This window comes from Bradyrhizobium sp. LB13.1 (assembly GCF_054056815.1).
The window spans coordinates 63,505-81,732 of the sequence record NZ_JBSRYQ010000001.1; the positions used below are offsets into that span (position 1 = coordinate 63,505).

At 63.6% G+C, this 18,228-nt stretch carries 14 protein-coding genes and 3 pseudogenes; 9 read left to right on the forward strand and 8 right to left on the reverse strand.

Annotated features, from left to right (window positions below):
- The first annotated feature begins 105 nt into the window (after positions 1-105).
- Positions 106-2,085: a carbohydrate porin gene (locus ACVWYI_RS00290; RefSeq protein WP_456660887.1), complete on the forward strand. Its 1,980-nt coding sequence runs from the start codon at positions 106-108 to the stop codon at positions 2,083-2,085.
- A 21-nt stretch (positions 2,086-2,106) separates the two neighbouring features.
- On the opposite strand, the pseudogene ACVWYI_RS00295 reads toward ACVWYI_RS00290, so the two are convergent.
- Positions 2,107-2,409, reverse strand: a pseudogene (locus ACVWYI_RS00295) (methyl-accepting chemotaxis protein); the annotation flags it as partial.
- A 141-nt stretch (positions 2,410-2,550) separates the two neighbouring features.
- On the opposite strand from ACVWYI_RS00295, the gene ACVWYI_RS00300 reads away from it, so the two are divergent.
- Positions 2,551-3,846: a hemolysin family protein gene (locus tag ACVWYI_RS00300; protein WP_247348633.1), complete on the forward strand. Its 1,296-nt coding sequence runs from the start codon at positions 2,551-2,553 to the stop codon at positions 3,844-3,846.
- A 58-nt stretch (positions 3,847-3,904) separates the two neighbouring features.
- On the opposite strand, the gene ACVWYI_RS00305 is transcribed toward ACVWYI_RS00300, so the two are convergent.
- The 3 genes from ACVWYI_RS00305 to ACVWYI_RS00315 form a co-directional block, all read right to left on the reverse strand.
- Positions 3,905-4,144 carry a PilZ domain-containing protein gene (locus ACVWYI_RS00305; RefSeq protein ID WP_247348631.1) on the reverse strand — a complete coding sequence of 80 codons (240 nt, stop codon included), beginning with the start codon at positions 4,142-4,144 and terminating at the stop codon, positions 3,905-3,907.
- Between the two features lie 107 nt (positions 4,145-4,251).
- Positions 4,252-5,964 (reverse strand): FMN-binding glutamate synthase family protein, encoded by a 1,713-nt coding sequence (locus ACVWYI_RS00310; RefSeq protein ID WP_456647825.1) that lies wholly within the window; start codon positions 5,962-5,964, stop codon positions 4,252-4,254.
- Positions 5,965-6,186: 222 nt separating this feature from the next.
- A complete protein-coding gene (locus ACVWYI_RS00315; protein ID WP_247445408.1) occupies positions 6,187-6,960 on the reverse strand; it encodes a ferredoxin--NADP reductase in 774 nt (257 codons plus the stop codon).
- Between the two features lie 385 nt (positions 6,961-7,345).
- On the opposite strand from ACVWYI_RS00315, the gene ACVWYI_RS00320 reads away from it, so the two are divergent.
- Entirely contained in the window at positions 7,346-8,152 is an 807-nt protein-coding gene (locus ACVWYI_RS00320; protein ID WP_456660888.1) for an ATP-grasp domain-containing protein, read from the forward strand.
- A 67-nt stretch (positions 8,153-8,219) separates the two neighbouring features.
- On the opposite strand, the gene ACVWYI_RS00325 is transcribed toward ACVWYI_RS00320, so the two are convergent.
- Together ACVWYI_RS00325 and ACVWYI_RS00330 are read right to left on the reverse strand one after the other, a co-directional pair.
- Positions 8,220-9,140, reverse strand: a complete 921-nt coding sequence (locus ACVWYI_RS00325; protein WP_456660889.1) for an amino acid ABC transporter substrate-binding protein — start codon at positions 9,138-9,140, stop codon at positions 8,220-8,222.
- Between the two features lie 13 nt (positions 9,141-9,153).
- Positions 9,154-10,449, reverse strand: a complete 1,296-nt coding sequence (locus ACVWYI_RS00330) for a dicarboxylate/amino acid:cation symporter (protein WP_247348621.1) — start codon at positions 10,447-10,449, stop codon at positions 9,154-9,156.
- A 210-nt stretch (positions 10,450-10,659) separates the two neighbouring features.
- Between ACVWYI_RS00330 and ACVWYI_RS00335 the strand changes: the two genes are divergently transcribed.
- The 5 genes and pseudogenes from ACVWYI_RS00335 (at position 10,660) to ACVWYI_RS00355 (ending at position 15,899) form a co-directional block, all read left to right on the forward strand.
- Positions 10,660-11,661 (forward strand): NADP-dependent oxidoreductase, encoded by a 1,002-nt coding sequence (locus ACVWYI_RS00335; RefSeq protein ID WP_456660890.1) that lies wholly within the window; start codon positions 10,660-10,662, stop codon positions 11,659-11,661.
- A gap of 210 nt (positions 11,662-11,871) precedes the next feature.
- Positions 11,872-12,640 (forward strand): annotated as a pseudogene (locus ACVWYI_RS00340) (cysteine rich repeat-containing protein).
- A 109-nt stretch (positions 12,641-12,749) separates the two neighbouring features.
- On the forward strand, positions 12,750-12,965 hold the full coding sequence (locus tag ACVWYI_RS00345; protein ID WP_247348611.1) for a hypothetical protein: 216 nt from the start codon (positions 12,750-12,752) through the stop codon (positions 12,963-12,965).
- Positions 12,966-13,148: 183 nt separating this feature from the next.
- Positions 13,149-14,288 (forward strand): FAD-dependent monooxygenase, encoded by a 1,140-nt coding sequence (locus tag ACVWYI_RS00350; protein ID WP_247348608.1) that lies wholly within the window; start codon positions 13,149-13,151, stop codon positions 14,286-14,288.
- Positions 14,285-15,899: pseudogene (locus ACVWYI_RS00355) on the forward strand (benzoate-CoA ligase family protein). Before ACVWYI_RS00350 ends, ACVWYI_RS00355 begins: the two are co-directional and overlap by 4 nt.
- Positions 15,900-15,946: 47 nt before the next feature.
- Here the strand turns inward: ACVWYI_RS00355 and ACVWYI_RS00360 are convergent.
- Together ACVWYI_RS00360 and maiA are read right to left on the reverse strand one after the other, a co-directional pair.
- Positions 15,947-16,456: a MarR family winged helix-turn-helix transcriptional regulator gene (locus ACVWYI_RS00360; RefSeq protein WP_247445415.1), complete on the reverse strand. Its 510-nt coding sequence runs from the start codon at positions 16,454-16,456 to the stop codon at positions 15,947-15,949.
- Complete coding sequence (gene maiA, locus ACVWYI_RS00365) at positions 16,446-17,078, reverse strand: maleylacetoacetate isomerase (RefSeq protein ID WP_456660891.1); 633 nt, start codon at positions 17,076-17,078, stop codon at positions 16,446-16,448. The genes ACVWYI_RS00360 and maiA overlap by 11 nt, the downstream gene beginning before the upstream one ends.
- 90 nt (positions 17,079-17,168) lie before the next feature.
- On the opposite strand from maiA, the gene gtdA reads away from it, so the two are divergent.
- Positions 17,169-18,209 (forward strand): gentisate 1,2-dioxygenase, encoded by a 1,041-nt coding sequence (gene gtdA / locus ACVWYI_RS00370; RefSeq protein ID WP_456660892.1) that lies wholly within the window; start codon positions 17,169-17,171, stop codon positions 18,207-18,209.
- Positions 18,210-18,228: the final 19 nt, after the last annotated feature.

Sequence of the window (18,228 nt, forward strand, 5' to 3'; positions counted from 1 at the left end):
CTGATGACAGGGTCGCCGCGAATCGGCAGGGATATCGCGGCGGGCGGGACACATTCGCGTTTGGGGGCGTGCGTTTTGACGTTGAGGGGTCACCGACAGCTGTACTTGCGGACGGCCGCGGCGATTGCCTCGGGCGTATTGGCTTTTCCCGCCACCGGCAACGCGGCCGACCTGCCGCTGAAGGCGCCGGCGCTGAAGGCGGTCTACGACTGGACGGGCCTGTATATCGGTGCACACGCCGGCTATAGCCTGGGCTCGTCGCGTTTTGCGCTGAACGACGGCACAGGGATCAACGACAGCGGCGTCTTCAGCGGCATGATCGGTGGCGTGCAGGCCGGCTACAATTACCGGCTCAACTCCGGCTGGCTGGTGGGCGCCGAAGGCGATTTTTCGTTTCCCAACTACATCACGTCCAACTCGATCGTCTCCTTCCTGGCGACACCCGCCAACACCGTCGCGCAGCAATGGGACTACACCGCGAGCCTGCGCGGCCGCCTCGGCTACACCAGTGGTCCGTGGCTGGTCTATGCCACCGGCGGCTTTGCATGGATGGGCGAGCGCTATTTCGACACGCCGGCCGCAGGTGACATCCCGAAAATCCTGAACACGCGGCCCGGCTGGATCGCCGGTGCCGGCATCGAATACGGCTTCGCGCCGCATTGGAGCGCGCGGGTCGAATATCTCTACAGCCGCTTCGACAGCGCCAATGTCGCCTTCTCCACGGGCGCCCAGTACACCTCCTCGTCGCTCGATTTCCAGTCGATCCGGCTCGGCCTCAATCGCAAGGTCGATTGGCCGGGCATGCCGAGCTACAACCCCAAGAGTTCGGCGATCAGTTCGCTGATCGACACTGAATCGGATCGCTGGGAGATTCACGGCCAGAGCACTTATTTGCCGCAAGGCTATCCGTCGTTCCCTGCTCTCTACACCGGGCCGAACTCGCTCTCGCCGTCGGCGCAGGCCAAGGCGACGTGGAGCAACAGCCTGTTCCTGAACGCGCGGCTGTGGGACGGTGGCGAGGTCTATTACAATCCCGAGCTGCTGCAGGGATTTGGACTGAACGACACCGTTGGCGCCGCGGGCTTCCCGAATGGCGAAGCGCAAAAGTCGAACTTTCCCTATCCGCATTACAACACCTCGCGCCTGTTCGTGCGCCAGACGTTTGGCTTTGGCGGCGAGCAGGAAGAGCTCGCGAGCGGCCAGCTGCAGCTTGGGCAGAAGGTCGACGTTTCCAGGCTCACGGTGCAGGCCGGCAAGTTCGCGGTGATCGACGTGTTCGACGGCAATGCCTACGCCAAGGACACCCGCAAGGACTTCATGAACTGGTCGCTGTGGGCGCCGGGCGCGTTCGACTATTCCGCCGACAAGGTCGGCCTCACCTACGGCGTCACCGCCGAGTTCAACCAGAAGCAATGGGCGCTGCGCGGCGGTTATTTCCTGATGGTGGCGGAGCCCAATTCAAATCATTTCGACACCAAGGCCGGGGAGCGCGGCCAGTACGTGGTCGAGATCGAGACGCGCTTCTCGCTGTTCGGCCAACCCGGCAAGCTCAGGACCATGGGCTGGCTCGACAGCGCCAATATGGGCAGCTTCCGCGAAACGCTGGACAATCCCGCGCTCAATCTCGACATCGCCCAGACCCGGCGCGGCCGCATCAAGGTCGGCTACGTTGTCAATCTCGAACAGGCGATCACGGACGATGTCGGGCTGTTCGGCCGCTGGAGCTGGAATGACGGCAAGAGCGAAACGCTGGCCTTCACCGATATCAACCGCAGCCTGTCCGGCGGTCTTTCGATCAAGGGCACGAAATGGGGCCGGCCCGATGACGTGATCGGCGTCGGCGGCGCCGTCAATGCCATCTCGCAGGATTATCGCGACTTCCTGGCCGCCGGCGGCCTCGGTGTTCTCATCGGCGACGGCGCGCTCAACTACCGCAAGGAACGAATCCTCGAAACCTACTACGCCTACGCGCTGAACAAGAATCTCACCTTCACCGCCGACTACCAGCTGATCGTCAATCCCGCCTACAACGCCGATCGCGGGCCGGTGTCGGTGTTCTCGGGCCGGCTGCACGGCGAGTTCTGAGCGCTGCCCGCGACGCGTTTCCTATGCAGCGCGGATGGCGTCGAGAAATTTTCCGACCTCGACCTTGAGGCGGCTGCTCTCGCCGGACAGCGACCTCGCTGACGCAAGCACGTTGGAGGAGGCCGATCCGGTCTGGCTCGCGCCGCGCTGCACGTCGACGATGCTGGCGGAGACCTGCTGGGTGCCGCGTGCCGCCTCGATGGTCGCGTTGAGTCCCAGTAGATTGGTCTGGCCCGCGATCTGGCTGATCAGCTCGACCACGTCGCCGATCCGGCCGGCAGCCTTGGCGAGCTCGCCGACATGGTCGTTGGTCGTAGTTGCGCGGGGTGCCGGCGTCGCTAGCGTTCAGTGACGCGAGAGGTTCCCTCGGCCCGGATGCGACAGAATCGTCGGCATTTCTTCCCCGAATACCTATATCAATGCTTGCGCCGCCGTCTGGCCACACTCCATTACCTCGGAACGTCAATGCTCTCCGTCGAACTCGCCATCGTCGTCGTCCTGATCGTCATCAACGGTTTGCTCTCCATGTCCGAGCTGGCGGTGGTCTCCTCGCGCCCGGCACGGCTGTCCATACTTGCCGCCAAGGGCGTACGCGGCGCCGAGCGGGCGCTGACGCTCGCGGCCGATCCCGGCAAATTCCTCTCGACGGTGCAGATCGGCATCACGCTGGTCGGCGTGCTCTCCGGCGCGTTCTCGGGCGCGACGCTCGGGCAGCGGCTGACGCAATGGCTGCTTGAACTCGGCTTGTCCGCGGGGATTGCCGACATCGTCGGCGTCGGCATCGTGGTCACGCTCATCACCTACGCCACCCTGATCGTCGGCGAGCTGGTGCCGAAGCAGGTGGCGCTGCGCGACCCCGAGAGCATCGCGGTCAAGGTCGCCCCCGCGATGCACGTTCTGGCGCGGGTCTCGCTGCCGCTGGTTTTCCTGCTCGATCTCTCCGGCAAGCTGATCCTCTCGCTACTCGGCCGCGGCGGCAAGGCCGAGGAGAAGGTCTCGGAGGACGAGATCCATCATCTGGTCAGCGAGGCCGAAAGCGCGGGCGTGCTGGAATCGGGCGAAAAGGAAATGATCGCAGGCGTGATGCGGCTTGGCGACCGGCCGGTCGGCGCAATCATGACGCCGCGCACGGAGGTCAACGAGATCGACCTGCGCGATGCACCGGAGAACATTCAAGCGACCATCGCGAAGAGTCCGCATTCGCGCTTCCCCGTGTCCGACGGTGACCGCGACAAGCCGATTGGCGTGCTCCAGGCCAAGGACCTGCTGGTCGCCTACATGAACGAGCGCACGCCGGACTTGCGCGCGCTGGTTCGCGAGGCGCCGGGCATTCCCGCGTCGGCGGATGCCCGCGACGTGCTGGCGATCCTGAAGGCTGCGCCGGTGCATGTTGGCCTCGTCTACGACGAATACGGCGCCTTCGAAGGCATCGTGACGACGGCTGACATTCTGGAATCGATCGTCGGCGCGTTCCATTCGGAGGAAGGCCCGCCGGAACCGGCCTACGTCAAGCGCGCGGACGATTCACTGCTGATCTCAGGCTGGATGCCGGTCGACGAGTTCGGCGAGCTGCTCGGCATCGAACTGCCGCCGCACCGCTACAACACGGTCGCCGGCTTCGTGCTGCAGCAGTTCAACCTGCTGCCTGATGTCGGCGACGCCTTCGACCTCGGCGGCTGGCACATCGAGGTGATCGATCTCGACGGGCGGAGGATCGACAAGATTCTGGCGAGCCGGATCGGCGAAGTCGAGACAGGATAAGATGCTGCCTGTCTCCGCGAAACTCGATTACAAGAGAAGCGCTCGCGGAGAGAACCCCTCACCCGAACCTCACGCCGATCCGCTTTTCCTTGCGCCAGACCACGGTGCAGGCGAGATGCGTGCCGTCAACCTGGACGAACAGGGTGAAATGGTCGGGGATGCCGACGGGGCTGGAGACGTCGAGCGCGGCGCCGGTACCGGACAGGTTGCGGACGGTGCAGTCGATCGCGCCGCCGCCGAACTCGATCGTCCCGGCCTTCAGCACGCGATGCCTTGCCTTGTCGCGTCGTTCGTCCATGGAGCCAGTTTACACCCGAAGCTGACACGGACGTTAAGCTGCAACCTCGCTCCCGGGAAATTTACGCGCGGTCAGACGTGGGGCGGTATCATGCGGTGGACCGGCGCCTACTGCGCCGGCTGGAACGTCTCCGTCCGCGCCATCTGCCAGGCGTCGCGGAAGCGCGGGTCTTCGGTGCCTTCGAGCAACTCACCCGGGCGCAGCGACGGGTAGAGCTGTGCGAAGGATTTCACCTGGGTCGTCGAGGTCCGCTGGCTGAAGTGGATCGGGCGCAATTGCTGCGGATGTTCAAGGCCGGCCGCGGCAATCAGCTCGCTCAGCGAGCGCAGCGTCGCATGGTGATAGTTGTGCACGCGGTCGATCTTGAGCGGCACGTAGAGCGCGCGGGCCCGCGTCGGATCCTGCGTTGCGACACCGGTCGGGCAGCGGTCGGTGTGGCAGCTCAGCGACTGGATGCAGCCGAGCGAGAACATGAAGCCGCGCGCCGAATTGCACCAGTCGGCGCCGATCGCCATGGCGCGCGCCATGTCGAACGCAGTGGCGATCTTGCCGGAGGCGCCGAGCTTGATGCGGTCGCGTGCATTGATGCCGATCAGCGCATTGTGGACGAAATTGATCCCTTCGCGCATCGGCATGCCCAGATGGTCCATGAACTCCAGCGGCGCCGCGCCGGTGCCGCCCTCGTTGCCGTCGACGACGATGAAATCAGGATAGATGCCGGTCTCGATCATGGCCTTGCAGATCGCCAGAAATTCCCAGGGATGGCCGATGCAGAGCTTGAATCCGGTCGGCTTACCGCCGGAGAGGCGGCGCATCTCGGCGATGAACTGCATCATGCCTATTGGCGTCGAGAAGGCGCGGTGCGAAGCCGGCGAGATGCAATCCTCGCCCATCGCGACGCCGCGGATCTTGGAAATCTCCTCCGAAACCTTCGCCGCCGGCAGCACGCCGCCATGGCCGGGCTTGGCGCCCTGGCTGATCTTGAGCTCGACCATCTTGATCTGGTCCTGGGTCGCGACGCGCGCGAACGCCTCGGGATCGAAGCTGCCGTCGAGATGGCGACAGCCGAAATAACCCGAGCCGATCTCCCAGATGATGTCGCCGCCCATCTCGCGATGATAGGGACTGACGCCGCCCTCGCCGGTGTCATGCGCGAAGGCGCCCTTCCTGGCGCCGGCATTCAGCGCGCGCACGGCGTTCGGGCTGAGCGCGCCAAAACTCATCGCCGAGATGTTGAACACCGAAGCGGAATAGGGCTTCGCGCAATCCGGCCCGCCGATGGTGACGCGGAATTTCTCATCGGCATGCGTCTTCGGCGAGACCGAGTGATGCATCCACTCGTAGCCCTCGCGGTAGACGTCCTCCTGGGTGCCGAATGGACGCTTGTCGAGCTGCATCTTGGCGCGCTGATAGACCACCGCACGGATGTCGCGCGAGAACGGCATGCCGTCCTTCTCGCTCTCGAAGAAATACTGCCGCATCTCCGGACGAATCTCTTCGAGCAGGAAGCGGATATGCGCCGAGATCGGGTAATTACGCAGAACCGCATGGCCCTTCTGCATCAGGTCGCGGACGCCAAGCGCCGTCAACGCGCCGAAGATCAGGATCGGGATCAGCAGGATGTCGAAGATCTTGCGGTCGGCGATGCCGATGCCGATCAGCAACGCGGTGACCACCGCGCAGATCGTCAGGATGATGAAGCGTGGGGAGAATGGCAGCAGCAGGGTTTCCATGATCCCCTCTTCCGCCAGCGGCAAACGTTTGGGCGATAAGTGCTTGGGCGATTCCTGCGTCTTGTTGTCGTCGGCCACGATTCCCATCCTCTCGCCAGCATGAGGCGATACGATACGCCCGCGCCGGTCATACGGATATGACGCGGCCCTTGTTTCAGGCTAGCGAATTCGGGGGAGACAAATCAATCAGCCCGATGGGCGAGCTTTTGCAGTGCAGCAGAAGTGCTGGGGAGGACGGACCATTAACCGGTCAAGGCGCTTTACCCATAGCCTTCGTCCTGACGAAAGCCAGGACGACACCGAAAGGGCCTACCGCTCGACGAACGCCTTTTCGATCACGAAATGGCCGGGCTTGTTGCCGGAGCCCTCGACGAAGTCGCGGCCCTCGAACATCACTTTCAGCTCTTCGAGCATCCCCGGGCTGCCGCACATCATGACGCGGTCGGTCGCGATGTCGAGCGGGCCCTGGCCGATGTCGTTGAAGATCTGCTCGGAGCTGATGAGATCGGTGATGCGGCCGCGGTTCTTGAAGGGCTCGCGGGTCACGGTCGGGTAGTAGATGAGCTTGTCCGCGAGCAACTCCCCGAACAGTTCGTCCTCGCGAAGGCTGGCGACGAGCTTCTCGCCATAGGCGAGCTCGGAGACCTGACGGCAGCCATGCACCAGCACGATGCTGTCGAACTGGTCGTAGACCTCGGGGTCCTTGATCAGGCTGGCGAAGGGCGCCAGGCCCGTGCCGGTCGAGAGCAGCATCAGCCGCTTGCCGGGGATGAGGTTGTCGGTGATCAGCGTGCCGGTCGCCTTGCGGCCGACCAGGATGGTGTCGCCTTCCCTGATCTTCTGGAGACGCGACGTCAGCGGGCCGTCCTGGACCTTGATCGAGAAGAACTCGAGCTCCTCCTCGTGATTGGCGCTCGCCATGCTGTAGGCGCGCAGCAGCGGGCGGCCCTCAATCTCGAGGCCGATCATCGCGAACTGGCCGTTCTGGAAGCGGAAGCCGGAATCGCGGGTGGCGCGAAAGCTGAACAGGGTGTCGGTCCAATGCTGGACGGAAAGAACTTTCTCTCGGTAAAACGCGCTCATGATTTTTCGATATTCCGAATAATTGCGGTTTCAGGGCAAAAGCATTGCCCGGCCCCTGAAAGCGGAGCGGACACCATTGCCATGGCGGAGGATTTGTCGTGTGTGATCTACGCCATTGAGACCAATAATCAACCTCGTTCCGGATGCAATTGATGCCGGTCAAACCGGCATTTGCAGCGGAAATGGTCGCATCATTAATGAATCTGCTGCCGGACACGCGCGAAGGGCAATTTCTTTTCCTTCCAAGGCCTGATTGCAGCACTTAATTTCCGTCGCGCTCGCGATAATTTCATTGAGAATAGCTCTGACTTTCACCCTGGTTTGGCGCCGTTTCCCGCATTTTGCGGCTTTTGGCGACAGGAACGACGGAAGTGGCGACCGACACATGGCGGCGAGCGGCGAGCGGATCTTCGTCCAGGCGATTAGGCGCTATTGCGCGAACCACGGCATCGCGCTCGATGTCCGCGCCGGCGGCTGGCTGCTGGCGATGCGCCGGGGCGCGCAGCACCACTTCGCCTTCGGCTACGACGTTGGCCTCAACAGCGCGATTGCGCATCGCATCGCCAACGACAAATCGGCGACCGCCGAGGCGCTGACGCTTGTGGGCGTGCCCTGCATTCCGCATCACCTCTTCCTCAATCCGAAGCTGGGCATGAATGTTGTTGGCGCCGGCTGGCAGGAGGCAATGCTTGGGCTGCTTCGCGACAATTCGCAGGGCATCGTAGTGAAGCCGAACGAGGGGACGTCGGGACGATCGGTCTTCAGGGTAGCGACGGAGGCGGAGCTCGACCACGCGGTTGCCGAGATTTTTTCGATGAGCGCCGGGCTCGTGATCTCACCCTATGTCGCGATCGAGGAGGAGGTCCGTGTGGTGCTGCTGGATGATGTGCCCCGTGTGATCTACAGCAAGCAGCGTGGCTCGGATTGGCGGCACAATCTCGATGCCGGCGCAAAGCCCGTGCTGGTGCGGGATGGCGAGGTCCGCGCGGCCTGCGGAAAACTTGCCATCGACGCAGCCAACGCGATCGGCATCCGCTTCGCGTCGATCGACGTGGTCCGTGTCGATGGCGCGTGGATCGTGCTCGAGATCAATTCCGGCGTGATGATGGAGGCGCTGGCGAAGCTGCATCCGGAGTTGGTGCAGGCGACGTATGATGCGGCGCTGGATCGGGTGTTTGGCGACGAACGCTGAGCCTCGCTACGCGAAGCCACCCCCTCCCACAGGGGGAGAGGGTGCAGCGGCGCTCGTCGCACATGCGCTAATTATTCGCGCTCGCGGAATCGTCCATCGCCTTGAAGGCTTCCTCCAGTTGCAGCGAGATCGGCACGTTCAGCCGTTCGCCTGTGGGCAGCCTGGCGGTGAACCATTTGTTGTAGAGCGGGACGAGGTCGTGGTTGGACCCCAGCTTGCGGAAGGTGCGATCGACCACGGCCGTCAGTTGCGGTTCGCCCTTGCGGAACATGATGCCGTAGGGGTCGTAGGACAAATAATCGCCGGTGACGCGGAACTTGTCCTGCGCCTTGTGGCGCACGATCAGGCCGGACAGCAGGATATCGTCGGTCGCGAAGGCATCGGCCTTGCCGTCGACGAGCATCTGGTACGACTGTTCGTGATCGGCACCGACAACGATGGTCAGTCCCAACGCGGATTTCTTGTCGGCCGCCTGGATCGCCTGCTCGTTGGTGGTGCCCTTCGTCACCACGATGGTCTTGCCCTTCAGATCGGTCAGGGACTGGACGCCTGATGCCTTCGGCACCATCAGCTTGGTACCGGCGACGAACATCAGCGGCGAGAAGGCGACGCGCTTGCCGCGCTCCGCATTGGCCGTGGTCGAGCCGCATTCCAGGTCGATCTTGTTCTGGAGCACGGCGTCGATGCGGTCGTCCGAGGTGACCTTGACGTAGCCGATCTTCAGATTGGGATCGTCGACCTCGACGCCGATCTCCTCGACGATAGCTTCGCAGAGTTCGAGGCTGTAGCCGATCGGCCGGTTGGCCTGGTCGAGGAAGGAGAATGGCGGCGAGCTCTCGCGATAACCGAGCCGCACGGTGTGACTGCTCTTGATGGCTGACAGCGTCGGGCTAAGCCCTTCGCTGCCGCCGGTCTGGGCGGAGGCAGGCGTTGCCAGCAGGCACGCTGCCAGCAATAGGCCGCCCGAAATCACCGTTGAAGGGCGCATGATGCACCTCCCGTCAATGGCCGGCCATAGCAGGCACTTCGCCGGGGATCATGTCCCCCGGCACGGCGTCGCCCGCTCCAAGCTCGTGCTCGGGGCCGAGCTCGCCTTCCCACTTCGCCACGACCGAGGTCGCCAGCGTGTTGCCGATCACGTTGGTGGCGCTGCGGCCCATGTCGAGGAAGGTGTCGATGCCCATGATCATCAGCAGACCCGCCTCGGGAATGCCGAACTGCGACAGTGTCGAGGCGATCACCACGAGAGAGGCGCGCGGCACACCGGCGACGCCCTTGGAGGTGATCATCAGCGTCGCCAGCATCGCAAGCTGCGTCGAGAGCGACATCTCGATATGATAGGTCTGCGCGATGAAGATACTGGCGAAGGTGCAGTACATCATCGTGCCGTCAAGATTGAAGGAATAGCCGAGCGGCAGCACGAAGCTCGATATTCGCGAGGAGGCGCCGAACTTGTTCAGCCCCTCCAGCGTCTTCGGGTACGCCGCTTCCGAGCTCGCGGTGGAGAACGCGATCATCAGCGGCTCGCGGATCAGCTTCAGCAGATGGCTGTAGCGCGGCCCGATCACGATGAAGCCGACCACCACGAGGATGCCCCACAGGATCATGAGCGAGAGATAGAAGCCGCCCATGAAGACGATGAGCTTCCAGAGCACCAGCAGGCCGTTCTTGGCCACGGTCGCGGTGATGGCGGCCCACACCGCGATCGGCGCGAACAGCATCACATAGCTCGTCACCTTGAGCATGATGTGGCCGATATCGTCGATCAGCGCCAGGATCGGCTTGGAGCGCTCGGGCATCGAGCCCATCGCCACCGAGAAGAACACGGCGAAGATCACGATCTGGAGAATCTCGTTCTGCGCCATCGCGTCCGCGATCGAGGTCGGGATCAGATGGGTCAGGAATTTCTCGATCGAGAACGCCGAGACCGGCAAGCCCGTAGACTGTCCCTTGTCCGGCAGCGTGCCGGGGAAATTGGCGCCGGGCTGAAGCAGATTGACCATCACGAGGCCGAGCATCAGCGAGACGAAGGACGCGCTGACGAACCAGCCCATCGTCTTGGCGAAGATGCGGCCGAGCTTGGAGCCGGAGCCCATATGGGCGATGCCGCCGACCAGGGTCGCGAACACCAGCGGCGCGATGATCATCTTGATCAGGCGCAGGAAGATCACTGCGATCAGATTGATGGAGGAGGCCCAGTCCCCGCGCGTATCCGGCATGAAATTGTAGATCGCCGAGCCCATGACGATGCCCAGAGCCATCGCCGCCAGAATGTATTGCGTGAACCTGTTCGACATTGGTTACCCCCACGACACCGGCCGCTTCATGATGTCGCAGATATGACAACGAAGCAACACGCTTTGCGTGTGCTCGCAATGACGAGATCTTCCCGTTGCGGAACTGGCGCCCGCGATCTAGCCTTCATGCAGCGCACAACGAATGCGGCCTGCACGTTTTCTTTGCGGCGGCTGCATCGATAATCGCCAAACAAACGAAGAGGAAACACCATGAGCGGCAGCGTCAATCGCCAGATTCTTCTGGTGGAAAAGCCCAGCGACAAGCTCGGTCCCGAACATTTCAAGATGGTCGAGGGTGCAATGCCGGAGCCGAAGGACGGCGAGGCTTTGCTGCGCGTGCGTTATATCTCGCTCGATGCCGCCAACCGCGCCTGGATGCACGGCGCGACCTATCGATCCGCCGTCGAGGCCAACAGCGTGATGGCCGGCGGCGGCATCGCCGAGGTCGTCAGCTCGAAGGCGCCCGGGCTCGTGCCGGGCGACATCGTGTTCGGCGACACCGGCTGGCAGGAGTTTGCCGCCGTGCCGGCGAAGCACCTCACCAAGATGCCGAAGCTCGAACCTATGACGCATCTGCTCAGCGTGTTCGGCATCGCCGGGCTCACCGCCTATTTCGGCCTGCTGGAGATCGGCAAGCCGAACCAAGGTGAGACGGTCGTCGTGTCCGCGGCGGCAGGCTCGGTGGGCTCGATCGTCGGGCAGATCGCGAAGATCAGGGGATGCCGCGTGGTCGGCATCGCCGGCGGCGCCGACAAGTGCAACTGGCTGACCTCCGAACTCGGCTTCGATGCCGCCGTGGACTACAAGGACGGCGCGGTGTTCAAGGCGTTGCGCGCGGCGGCGCCCAAGGGGATCGACGTCTATTTCGACAATGTCGGCGGCGACATTCTCGAAGCCTGCCTGCCGCAGATGAACAATTACGGCCGCATCGCCTGTTGCGGCGCGATCTCGCAATATGACGGCGCGCCCTCGGCACACGGCCCGCGCGGTGTGCCCGGCTTGATCGTGGTGAAGCGGCTCGTCATGCAGGGCTTCATCGTGATGGACTACATGAAGGAGAGCCAGCGTGCGCTCGCCGAACTCCAGGCCTGGGTCGCATCCGGCAAGTTAAAGGTGCAGGAAGATATCATCGACGGATTGGAGAACACGCCGAAGGCGCTGATCGGATTGCTTGCGGGCGAGAACCGCGGCAAGCGCATGGTCAAGCTCTGACGACGTATTGTTTGAGCATGATCTTTTCGGAAAACCGCTGCACACTTTTCCGGATCATGCTTTAGTTACGTCGCAATTGCGCAGGTAATATCTACTTGCGGTAGTGGCCAAAGCGGCCAAAGATACTGTCGCGAGGCATCACTCGCGGCGATTGCATTTGCATCACATTTTAAAACGTCAGCGTTACCGACAGGGCAGGAATTCACCCAAATGTTCAACATTTTGAAACATGTCTCAACGCGTAGCGCGATGTTGGCGGTAGCGCTCTTCGCAACTGCAACAGGCGCATTCGCGCAGGCGCCGACCGACGCCCAAAAGAGCGCCATCCGGTCCGCGTGCCGCTCGGACTTCATGGCGCACTGCGCGAGCGTCACGCCCGGCGGTGTGGAGGCGTATCAATGCCTCCAGAAGAACATGTCCGGCCTGTCATCGGGATGCCAGACTGCGGTGCGCGCGGTCGAGCCCGCTGCGGCGCCCAAGACCGAAGCTGCGCCCAAGGCGGAAACTGCGCCTGCCGCGCCGAAGGCTGAATCCGCCCCCGCTGAAAAGCCTGCCACCCTTCCGGCGCCGAAGGCTGCTGCGGCCAAGCAGCCGAACAGCGCTCAGGTTGCGGCGGTCAAGAGCGCATGCCGCGCCGATTACCCCAAGGTGTGCGCCAGCGTGCCGCCGGGCGGCGCGCCCGCGCTCGAATGCCTGGAGAAGAACAAGGCAAAGGTTTCGCCAGCCTGCGAGAAGGCCGTGACCGCTGCGGCCGGTGGCGGCGCAGCGGCAACGGCGGCGCCTGCCGTGATCGTGCTGCGCCCGCTGCGGCCGCGCGAAGAGCTGTTGATCGTTTCGCTCCGCCTGCGGCGCCGACATCCGCACGCTGTGCGCCGGCGTCGCGCCCGGCGGCGGTCGCATCGTACAGTGCATCGCCAGCAACGCCGCATCGCTGTCGCCCGGATGCAAGGATGTGCTGGCGCCGTTCGCTGCACGCTAGAAGCGTGCCATCAACATCTGACGGCGTGCACCGTTCTCGCACGCCTGCAACGACATTCGCGACCATTGCCGATATCCGATTTCAATGACGACAACACCGGGAGGAAGACATGCGTTCATTCCTACTCACCGCCTCGGCGCTCCTCGCCTTCGCTGCGACCATGACCTTTGAAGCCACCGATGCCAATGCAGTGGTGTGCGCTCGCGGCGTCTATCGCGCTGGCTGCGCCGGGCCGAATGCGGCCGTCGTGGTCCGCAAGCCGGTTCCGGTGGTCCGCTGCACCAGGGTGCTGGTCAACGGGGTCTACGTAAAGCGCTGCGTCTGACGGTGCGGATGGCCAAGCCGGCGCGGTTTGGCTATGCTTCGCAACGTACTGCTTCGGACGCGCGCCAAGCGCGTGTCCGGGCATAGGCTTCGCATTTTGCCGATAATTCCGCTGGCGCAGGACGTCGGAGGACATTAGTGTTCCCCTAGATAGTAAGCATACTGTCAATCAGGGAGGCAGACGTTGCGGATCGCCGTGATTGGCGGGGGGCCCGGTGGGCTCTACTTCGCCTATCTCTGGAAGAAGCGTCACCCCGAGGATCAGGTCGACCTGTTCGAACAGAACCCGGCCGACGCGACCTGGGGCTTTGGCGTCGTGTTCTCCGACCAGGCGCTGGAATTTTTGCGTGCCGACGACCCCGAGACGGTCGACGCGATCGCGCCGCACATGGAGAGCTGGGAGAACATCACGCTCAATCTGCATGGCGACAGCGTCGCCATTGACGGTGTCGGCTTCTCCTCGATCGGACGGCTCGAACTCCTGCAGTTCCTCCAGCAGCGCGCGATCGATGCCGGCGTCACGCCGCGCTTCGACACACCAATTCATGCGATCGACCAGCTCAACGGCCACGATCTGATCGTCGCCGCCGACGGGCTGAACTCGCTGGTTCGGCGTGCCTTCGAAGGCGATTTCGGCACCTCGCTGTCCTACTCCTCCAACAAGTTCGTCTGGTACGGCACCTCGAAGCGCTTCGACACGCTGTCGCAGACTTTCGTCAAGACCGACCGCGGCGCCTTCAACGCCCACCACTACCGCTACTCGCCGACCATGAGCACCTTCCTGGTCGAATGCGACCACGCGACCTGGCAGGCCTACGGCTTCGCCTACAGGGACGTCGAGCAGTCCAAGGGCGTCTGCGAGGAGGTGTTTGCAGACACGCTGGGCGGCCGCTCGCTGGTCTCCAACAAATCGGTCTGGCGCAATTTCCCCTGGGTCTGGAACGAGCACTGGTCGTTCAAGAACATGGTGCTGCTCGGCGACGCCCTGCACTCGGCGCATTTCTCGATCGGTTCGGGCACGCGGCTCGCGATAGAGGACGCCATTGCGCTGGTCAAGGCGCTGGAATCGGACGCCCATCTTTCAACCGCTTTGCATCGCTACCAGGCCGCGCGAAAGCCGGTGGTGCAGAAGCTCGTCAACGCCGCGCGGACGAGCTCGTTCTGGTATGAGCACTTTGCTCAGCACATGCAGCAGGGCCTGATGGACTTTGCCTACAGCTACATCACCCGTTCGGGCCGCATCGACGACTCCCGCCTGCGCGCGATGTCGCCGGGCTTCATGGCGCGCTACGAAGCCGCCAGGAACGGCGGGGATGAGGCATGAGTAATGAGATTCGCGACCAGGTGCCCGCGGACGGCGCGGGCGCCCGCGAGATCGGCTTCGCCATTCCGCAGGTCTACAATGCCAGCCGCGTGCTGTTCGACAATCTCGCGGGAGGATGCGGCGACAAGGTCGCACTCATCGGTCCCGCGGGTACGCGCACTTATACCGAACTCTGCACGGAGGCTTGCCGCTGGGGCAACGGCTTTGCCTCGCTGGGCCTCAAGCGCGGCGATCGCGTGCTGCTGTTCCTCGATGACACTCCGGCCTATCCCGCCGCGTTCTTCGGAGCAGTGCGCGCCGGCTTCGTTCCGCTGCTGATCAACACGCTGACGCCGCCGGATCTGCTGCAATTCTATCTCGCCGATTCCTGCGCGGCTGTCGGGGTGGCGGATGCCGAGTTCGGTGCACGTTTCAACGCCGAGGCCTGCAAGGACACGGCCCTGCACACCCTGGTCGTCGTCAATGGCGCGGTAGGCGATCACGCCGCGCCGAACGCCGTTTCTGCCGCCGGCTGGCTCGCGCAATTTCCGGCCGAACTCGCGGAAGCCGACACGCATCGCAACGAGATGGCGTTGTGGATGTACTCATCCGGATCCACCGGCCGGCCCAAGGGCATCGTGCATCTCCAGCACGACATGGCCTATAGCGAGGCCGCCTTTGCGCAGAACGTCTTGAAGCTGATGCCGGATGACATCTGCTTCTCGGTGCCCAAAGATCTTCTTCGCCTATGGCTTTGGCAATTCGATCACCTTCCCGTTCACGGCAGGCGCGACGACGCTGCTGCTACCGGGCCAGCCGAAGCCTGCGGCGATCTTTTCGGCGATCGAGCAGTACGGGCCGACGGTCTTCTTCGGCCTGCCGACGCTCTATACCTCACTGACCAAGGCCGACGGTGCCGACAAGACCGACTTCTCGTCGCTGCGCATGGCGCTCTCGGCCGCCGAGGTGCTCTCGGCCGAAGTCTTCAACGGCTGGAAGACGCTCACCGGTCTCGATATCCTCGAAGGCCTCGGCTCGACCGAGGTGCTGCACATCTATCTCTCCAACCGCCCCGAGCGGAAGAAGCTCGGCGCCGCCGGCCTGCGCGTGCCCGGCTACGAGGTCGCGCTGCGCGACAAGGACGGCCGCGATGTCGCCGACGACGAGGAAGGCATCTTGTGGGTGCGCGGCGATTCCAACACGCCGTTGTACTGGAACCGGCCGGACAAATCCGCCGAAACCATTCGCGAGGGCGGCTGGATCTACACCGGCGACCGCTTCGTCCGCGATGCCGACGGCTTTCACTTCTTCCGCGGGCGCGCCGACGATCTCATCAAGATCTCCGGCCAGTGGGTCTATCCGCTCGAGGTCGAGCTTTGCCTCGCCGATCACCCCGATGTCCGGGAGTGCGCTGTGTTCGCCGCCGAGCTGCCGGACCGGCGCATGACGCTGAAGGCGGTCGTGGTGATGAACAGCCGCGCCGCCGATCAGCGCGAGACGACACGGCGGCTCCAGGATTATGTGAAGAGTAAGCTGCTGCCTTACAAATATCCGCGCGAGGTGATTTTCATCGACGAGCTGCCAAAGACCGGGACGGGGAAGATCGACCGGCAGGCGTTGTTGCGGATGTGAGGGGACGGCGCAGCCACATACTCAGTGTCGTCCCCGCCGAGCCCCCCTTACCCCGTCTTCCCCAAATGCTCCCGCGCATCCTCCGCCCGTAGCGGCACCCGCGACGCGTCGTTGTTGAGCTCAACGAGCTGCACCAGGAGCCCCATCAGCGCCTTGCGGTCGGCCGGCTTGAGCGGCTCGAGCATGCGCGCCTGCGCACGCTCCACGGCGGGGAAGATCTCGCGCAGGATCGCCGCGCCTGATTTGGTCAAATAGAGCAGCTTGATCCGTTTGTCTTCCAGCGCCGGCCTGCGCTCGACAAAATCCTTGGCCTGAAGCCGCTCGATCACGCTGCCGAGCGTCGAGCGGTCGAAGGCGATCACCGCGGACAGCCGCGTCGCGTCGATGCCGGGATGGGTGTGGATCGCGATCAGCGCCGCATATTGCACCGGCGTGAGGTCGAACGCCTTGCACTCCTCCATGAAGATCGAGACCGCGATCTGCTGCATGCGCCGGAACAGATAGCCCGGCGCGGCATAGACCGCGTCTATCGTGATCGGAGGCGGCTTACTCGGCATCGGGCTGCTTCTCCGGCGCGGCGTTGACGAACGCCGGCAGCGCCTTGGCCGCAGCTTCCGCCTCGAGCAGACGCGGATAGGCGGAGACGTCGACGCCGAAGCGGCGGGCGTTGGCGAGCTGCGGCACGAGGCAGAGATCGGCGAGCGTCGGCACATCGCCGAAGCAGAACGGCCCCGGCTCGGCCCTGATCAGCGTTTCGCAGGCCGAAAGCCCCTCGCGGTTGACCCACGCCGCCCAGTCCTGAACCTTCTCCTCCGGCAGCCCAAGCTCGCGCAGCCGCGCCAGCACCTTCAAATTCTGCACCGGATGAGTGTCGCAGGCGATCGCCAGCGCGAATGCCCTCACCTTGGCGCGCTGCAAAATATCCTTCGGCAGCAGCGGCGGATGAGGATGGGTTTCGTCGAGCCATTCGATGATGGCGACCGATTGGGTCAGCACTGCACCCGCATCATTCTCCAAGGCGGGCACCAGGCCCTGCGGATTGATCGCGAGATAGGCCGGCGCACATTGCTCGCCTTTGCGAAGGTGATGCGGCAGGTGCTCGGCACCGAGGCCCTTGAGGTTCAGCGCGATCCGCACCCGATAGGCGGCGCTGGAGCGAAAATATCCGTGCAGCTTCATCGAGACCTCCCTCTCGTTCCTTTTCGTCAAGTTGACGCTACCTAGACCGTAAGTATACTGTCAATCAACAAAACGAACGGGAGCCGCACCATGGAAGCCGTGACCAAGACGCCGGAACGCGAGGCGTTCTACAAAAAGATCGACGGCGAGAATCTCACCGCGTTGTGGACCGTGATGAGCGATTTGATCACGCCGGAGCCGAAGAGCCCGTGCCGGCCGCATCTGTGGAAGTTCGACATCATCCGCGACTACATGACCGAAGCCGGCAAGCTGATCACCGCAAAAGAAGCCGAGCGGCGTGTGCTGGTGCTGGAGAACCCCGGCCTGCGCGGGCAATCGAAAATCACGACGTCGCTCTATGCCGGCGTGCAGATGGTGGTGCCCGGCGACGTCGCGCCCGCGCACCGGCACAGCCAGTCGGCGCTGCGCTTCGTGCTCGAAGGCAAGGGCGCCCACACTGCGGTCGACGGCGAGCGCACTGCGATGGAGCCCGGCGACTTCATCATCACGCCGTCGATGACCTGGCACGATCATTCCAACGAGACGGACGAGCCGATGTTCTGGCTCGACGGCCTCGATATTCCCCTGGTGCAGTTCTTCGATTGCTCTTTCGCGGAAGGCTCCAAGGAGGATCAGCAGAAGATCACGCGGCCCGCCGGCGACAGCTTTGCGCGCTACGGCCACAATCTGCTGCCGGTCGACGTGAAACGGAGCTCGAAGACCTCGCCGATCTTCAGCTACCCCTACGCCTACACGCGGGAGGCACTGGAAAAGGCTCGCACGAGCCAGGAGTGGGACGCATGTCACGGGCTGAAGCTGAAGTTCAGCAACCCCGAAACCGGCGATTTCGCGATGCCAACTATCGGCACGTTCATCCAGCTGCTGCCGAAGGGTTTCAATTCCGCGCGCTATCGCGCGACCGACGCAACGGTGTTCTGTCCGATCGAAGGCCATGGCCGCACGCGCATCGGCGATGCGACCTTCGAATGGGGCCCGCGCGATTTGTTCGTCGTGCCGAGCTGGCAGTGGGTCACGCACGAGGCTGACATGGATGCGGTGCTGTTCAGCTTCTCGGATCGACCCGTGCAGCAGAAGCTGGACTTGTTTCGCGAGGATCGCGGGAACGCATGAGGTCCTCGTGGGGCTGCGG

Excerpts from the sequence above, each read along its gene's own strand:
- ACVWYI_RS00335 (WP_456660890.1), top strand. The coding sequence starts at position 10,660 with ATGAGCGGCAGCGTCAATCGCCAGATTCTTCTGGTGGAAAAGCCCAGC.
- ACVWYI_RS00305 (WP_247348631.1), bottom strand. The coding sequence starts at position 4,144 with ATGGACGAACGACGCGACAAGGCAAGGCATCGCGTGCTGAAGGCCGGG.
- gtdA (WP_456660892.1), top strand. The coding sequence starts at position 17,169 with ATGGAAGCCGTGACCAAGACGCCGGAACGCGAGGCGTTCTACAAAAAG.
- ACVWYI_RS00310 (WP_456647825.1), bottom strand. The coding sequence starts at position 5,964 with ATGGGAATCGTGGCCGACGACAACAAGACGCAGGAATCGCCCAAGCAC.
- ACVWYI_RS00330 (WP_247348621.1), bottom strand. The coding sequence starts at position 10,449 with ATGTCGAACAGGTTCACGCAATACATTCTGGCGGCGATGGCTCTGGGC.
- ACVWYI_RS00315 (WP_247445408.1), bottom strand. The coding sequence starts at position 6,960 with ATGAGCGCGTTTTACCGAGAGAAAGTTCTTTCCGTCCAGCATTGGACC.
- ACVWYI_RS00360 (WP_247445415.1), bottom strand. The coding sequence starts at position 16,456 with ATGCCGAGTAAGCCGCCTCCGATCACGATAGACGCGGTCTATGCCGCG.
- ACVWYI_RS00325 (WP_456660889.1), bottom strand. The coding sequence starts at position 9,140 with ATGCGCCCTTCAACGGTGATTTCGGGCGGCCTATTGCTGGCAGCGTGC.
- maiA (WP_456660891.1), bottom strand. The coding sequence starts at position 17,078 with ATGAAGCTGCACGGATATTTTCGCTCCAGCGCCGCCTATCGGGTGCGG.
- ACVWYI_RS00320 (WP_456660888.1), top strand. The coding sequence starts at position 7,346 with ATGGCGGCGAGCGGCGAGCGGATCTTCGTCCAGGCGATTAGGCGCTAT.
- ACVWYI_RS00345 (WP_247348611.1), top strand. The coding sequence starts at position 12,750 with ATGCGTTCATTCCTACTCACCGCCTCGGCGCTCCTCGCCTTCGCTGCG.
- ACVWYI_RS00300 (WP_247348633.1), top strand. The coding sequence starts at position 2,551 with ATGCTCTCCGTCGAACTCGCCATCGTCGTCGTCCTGATCGTCATCAAC.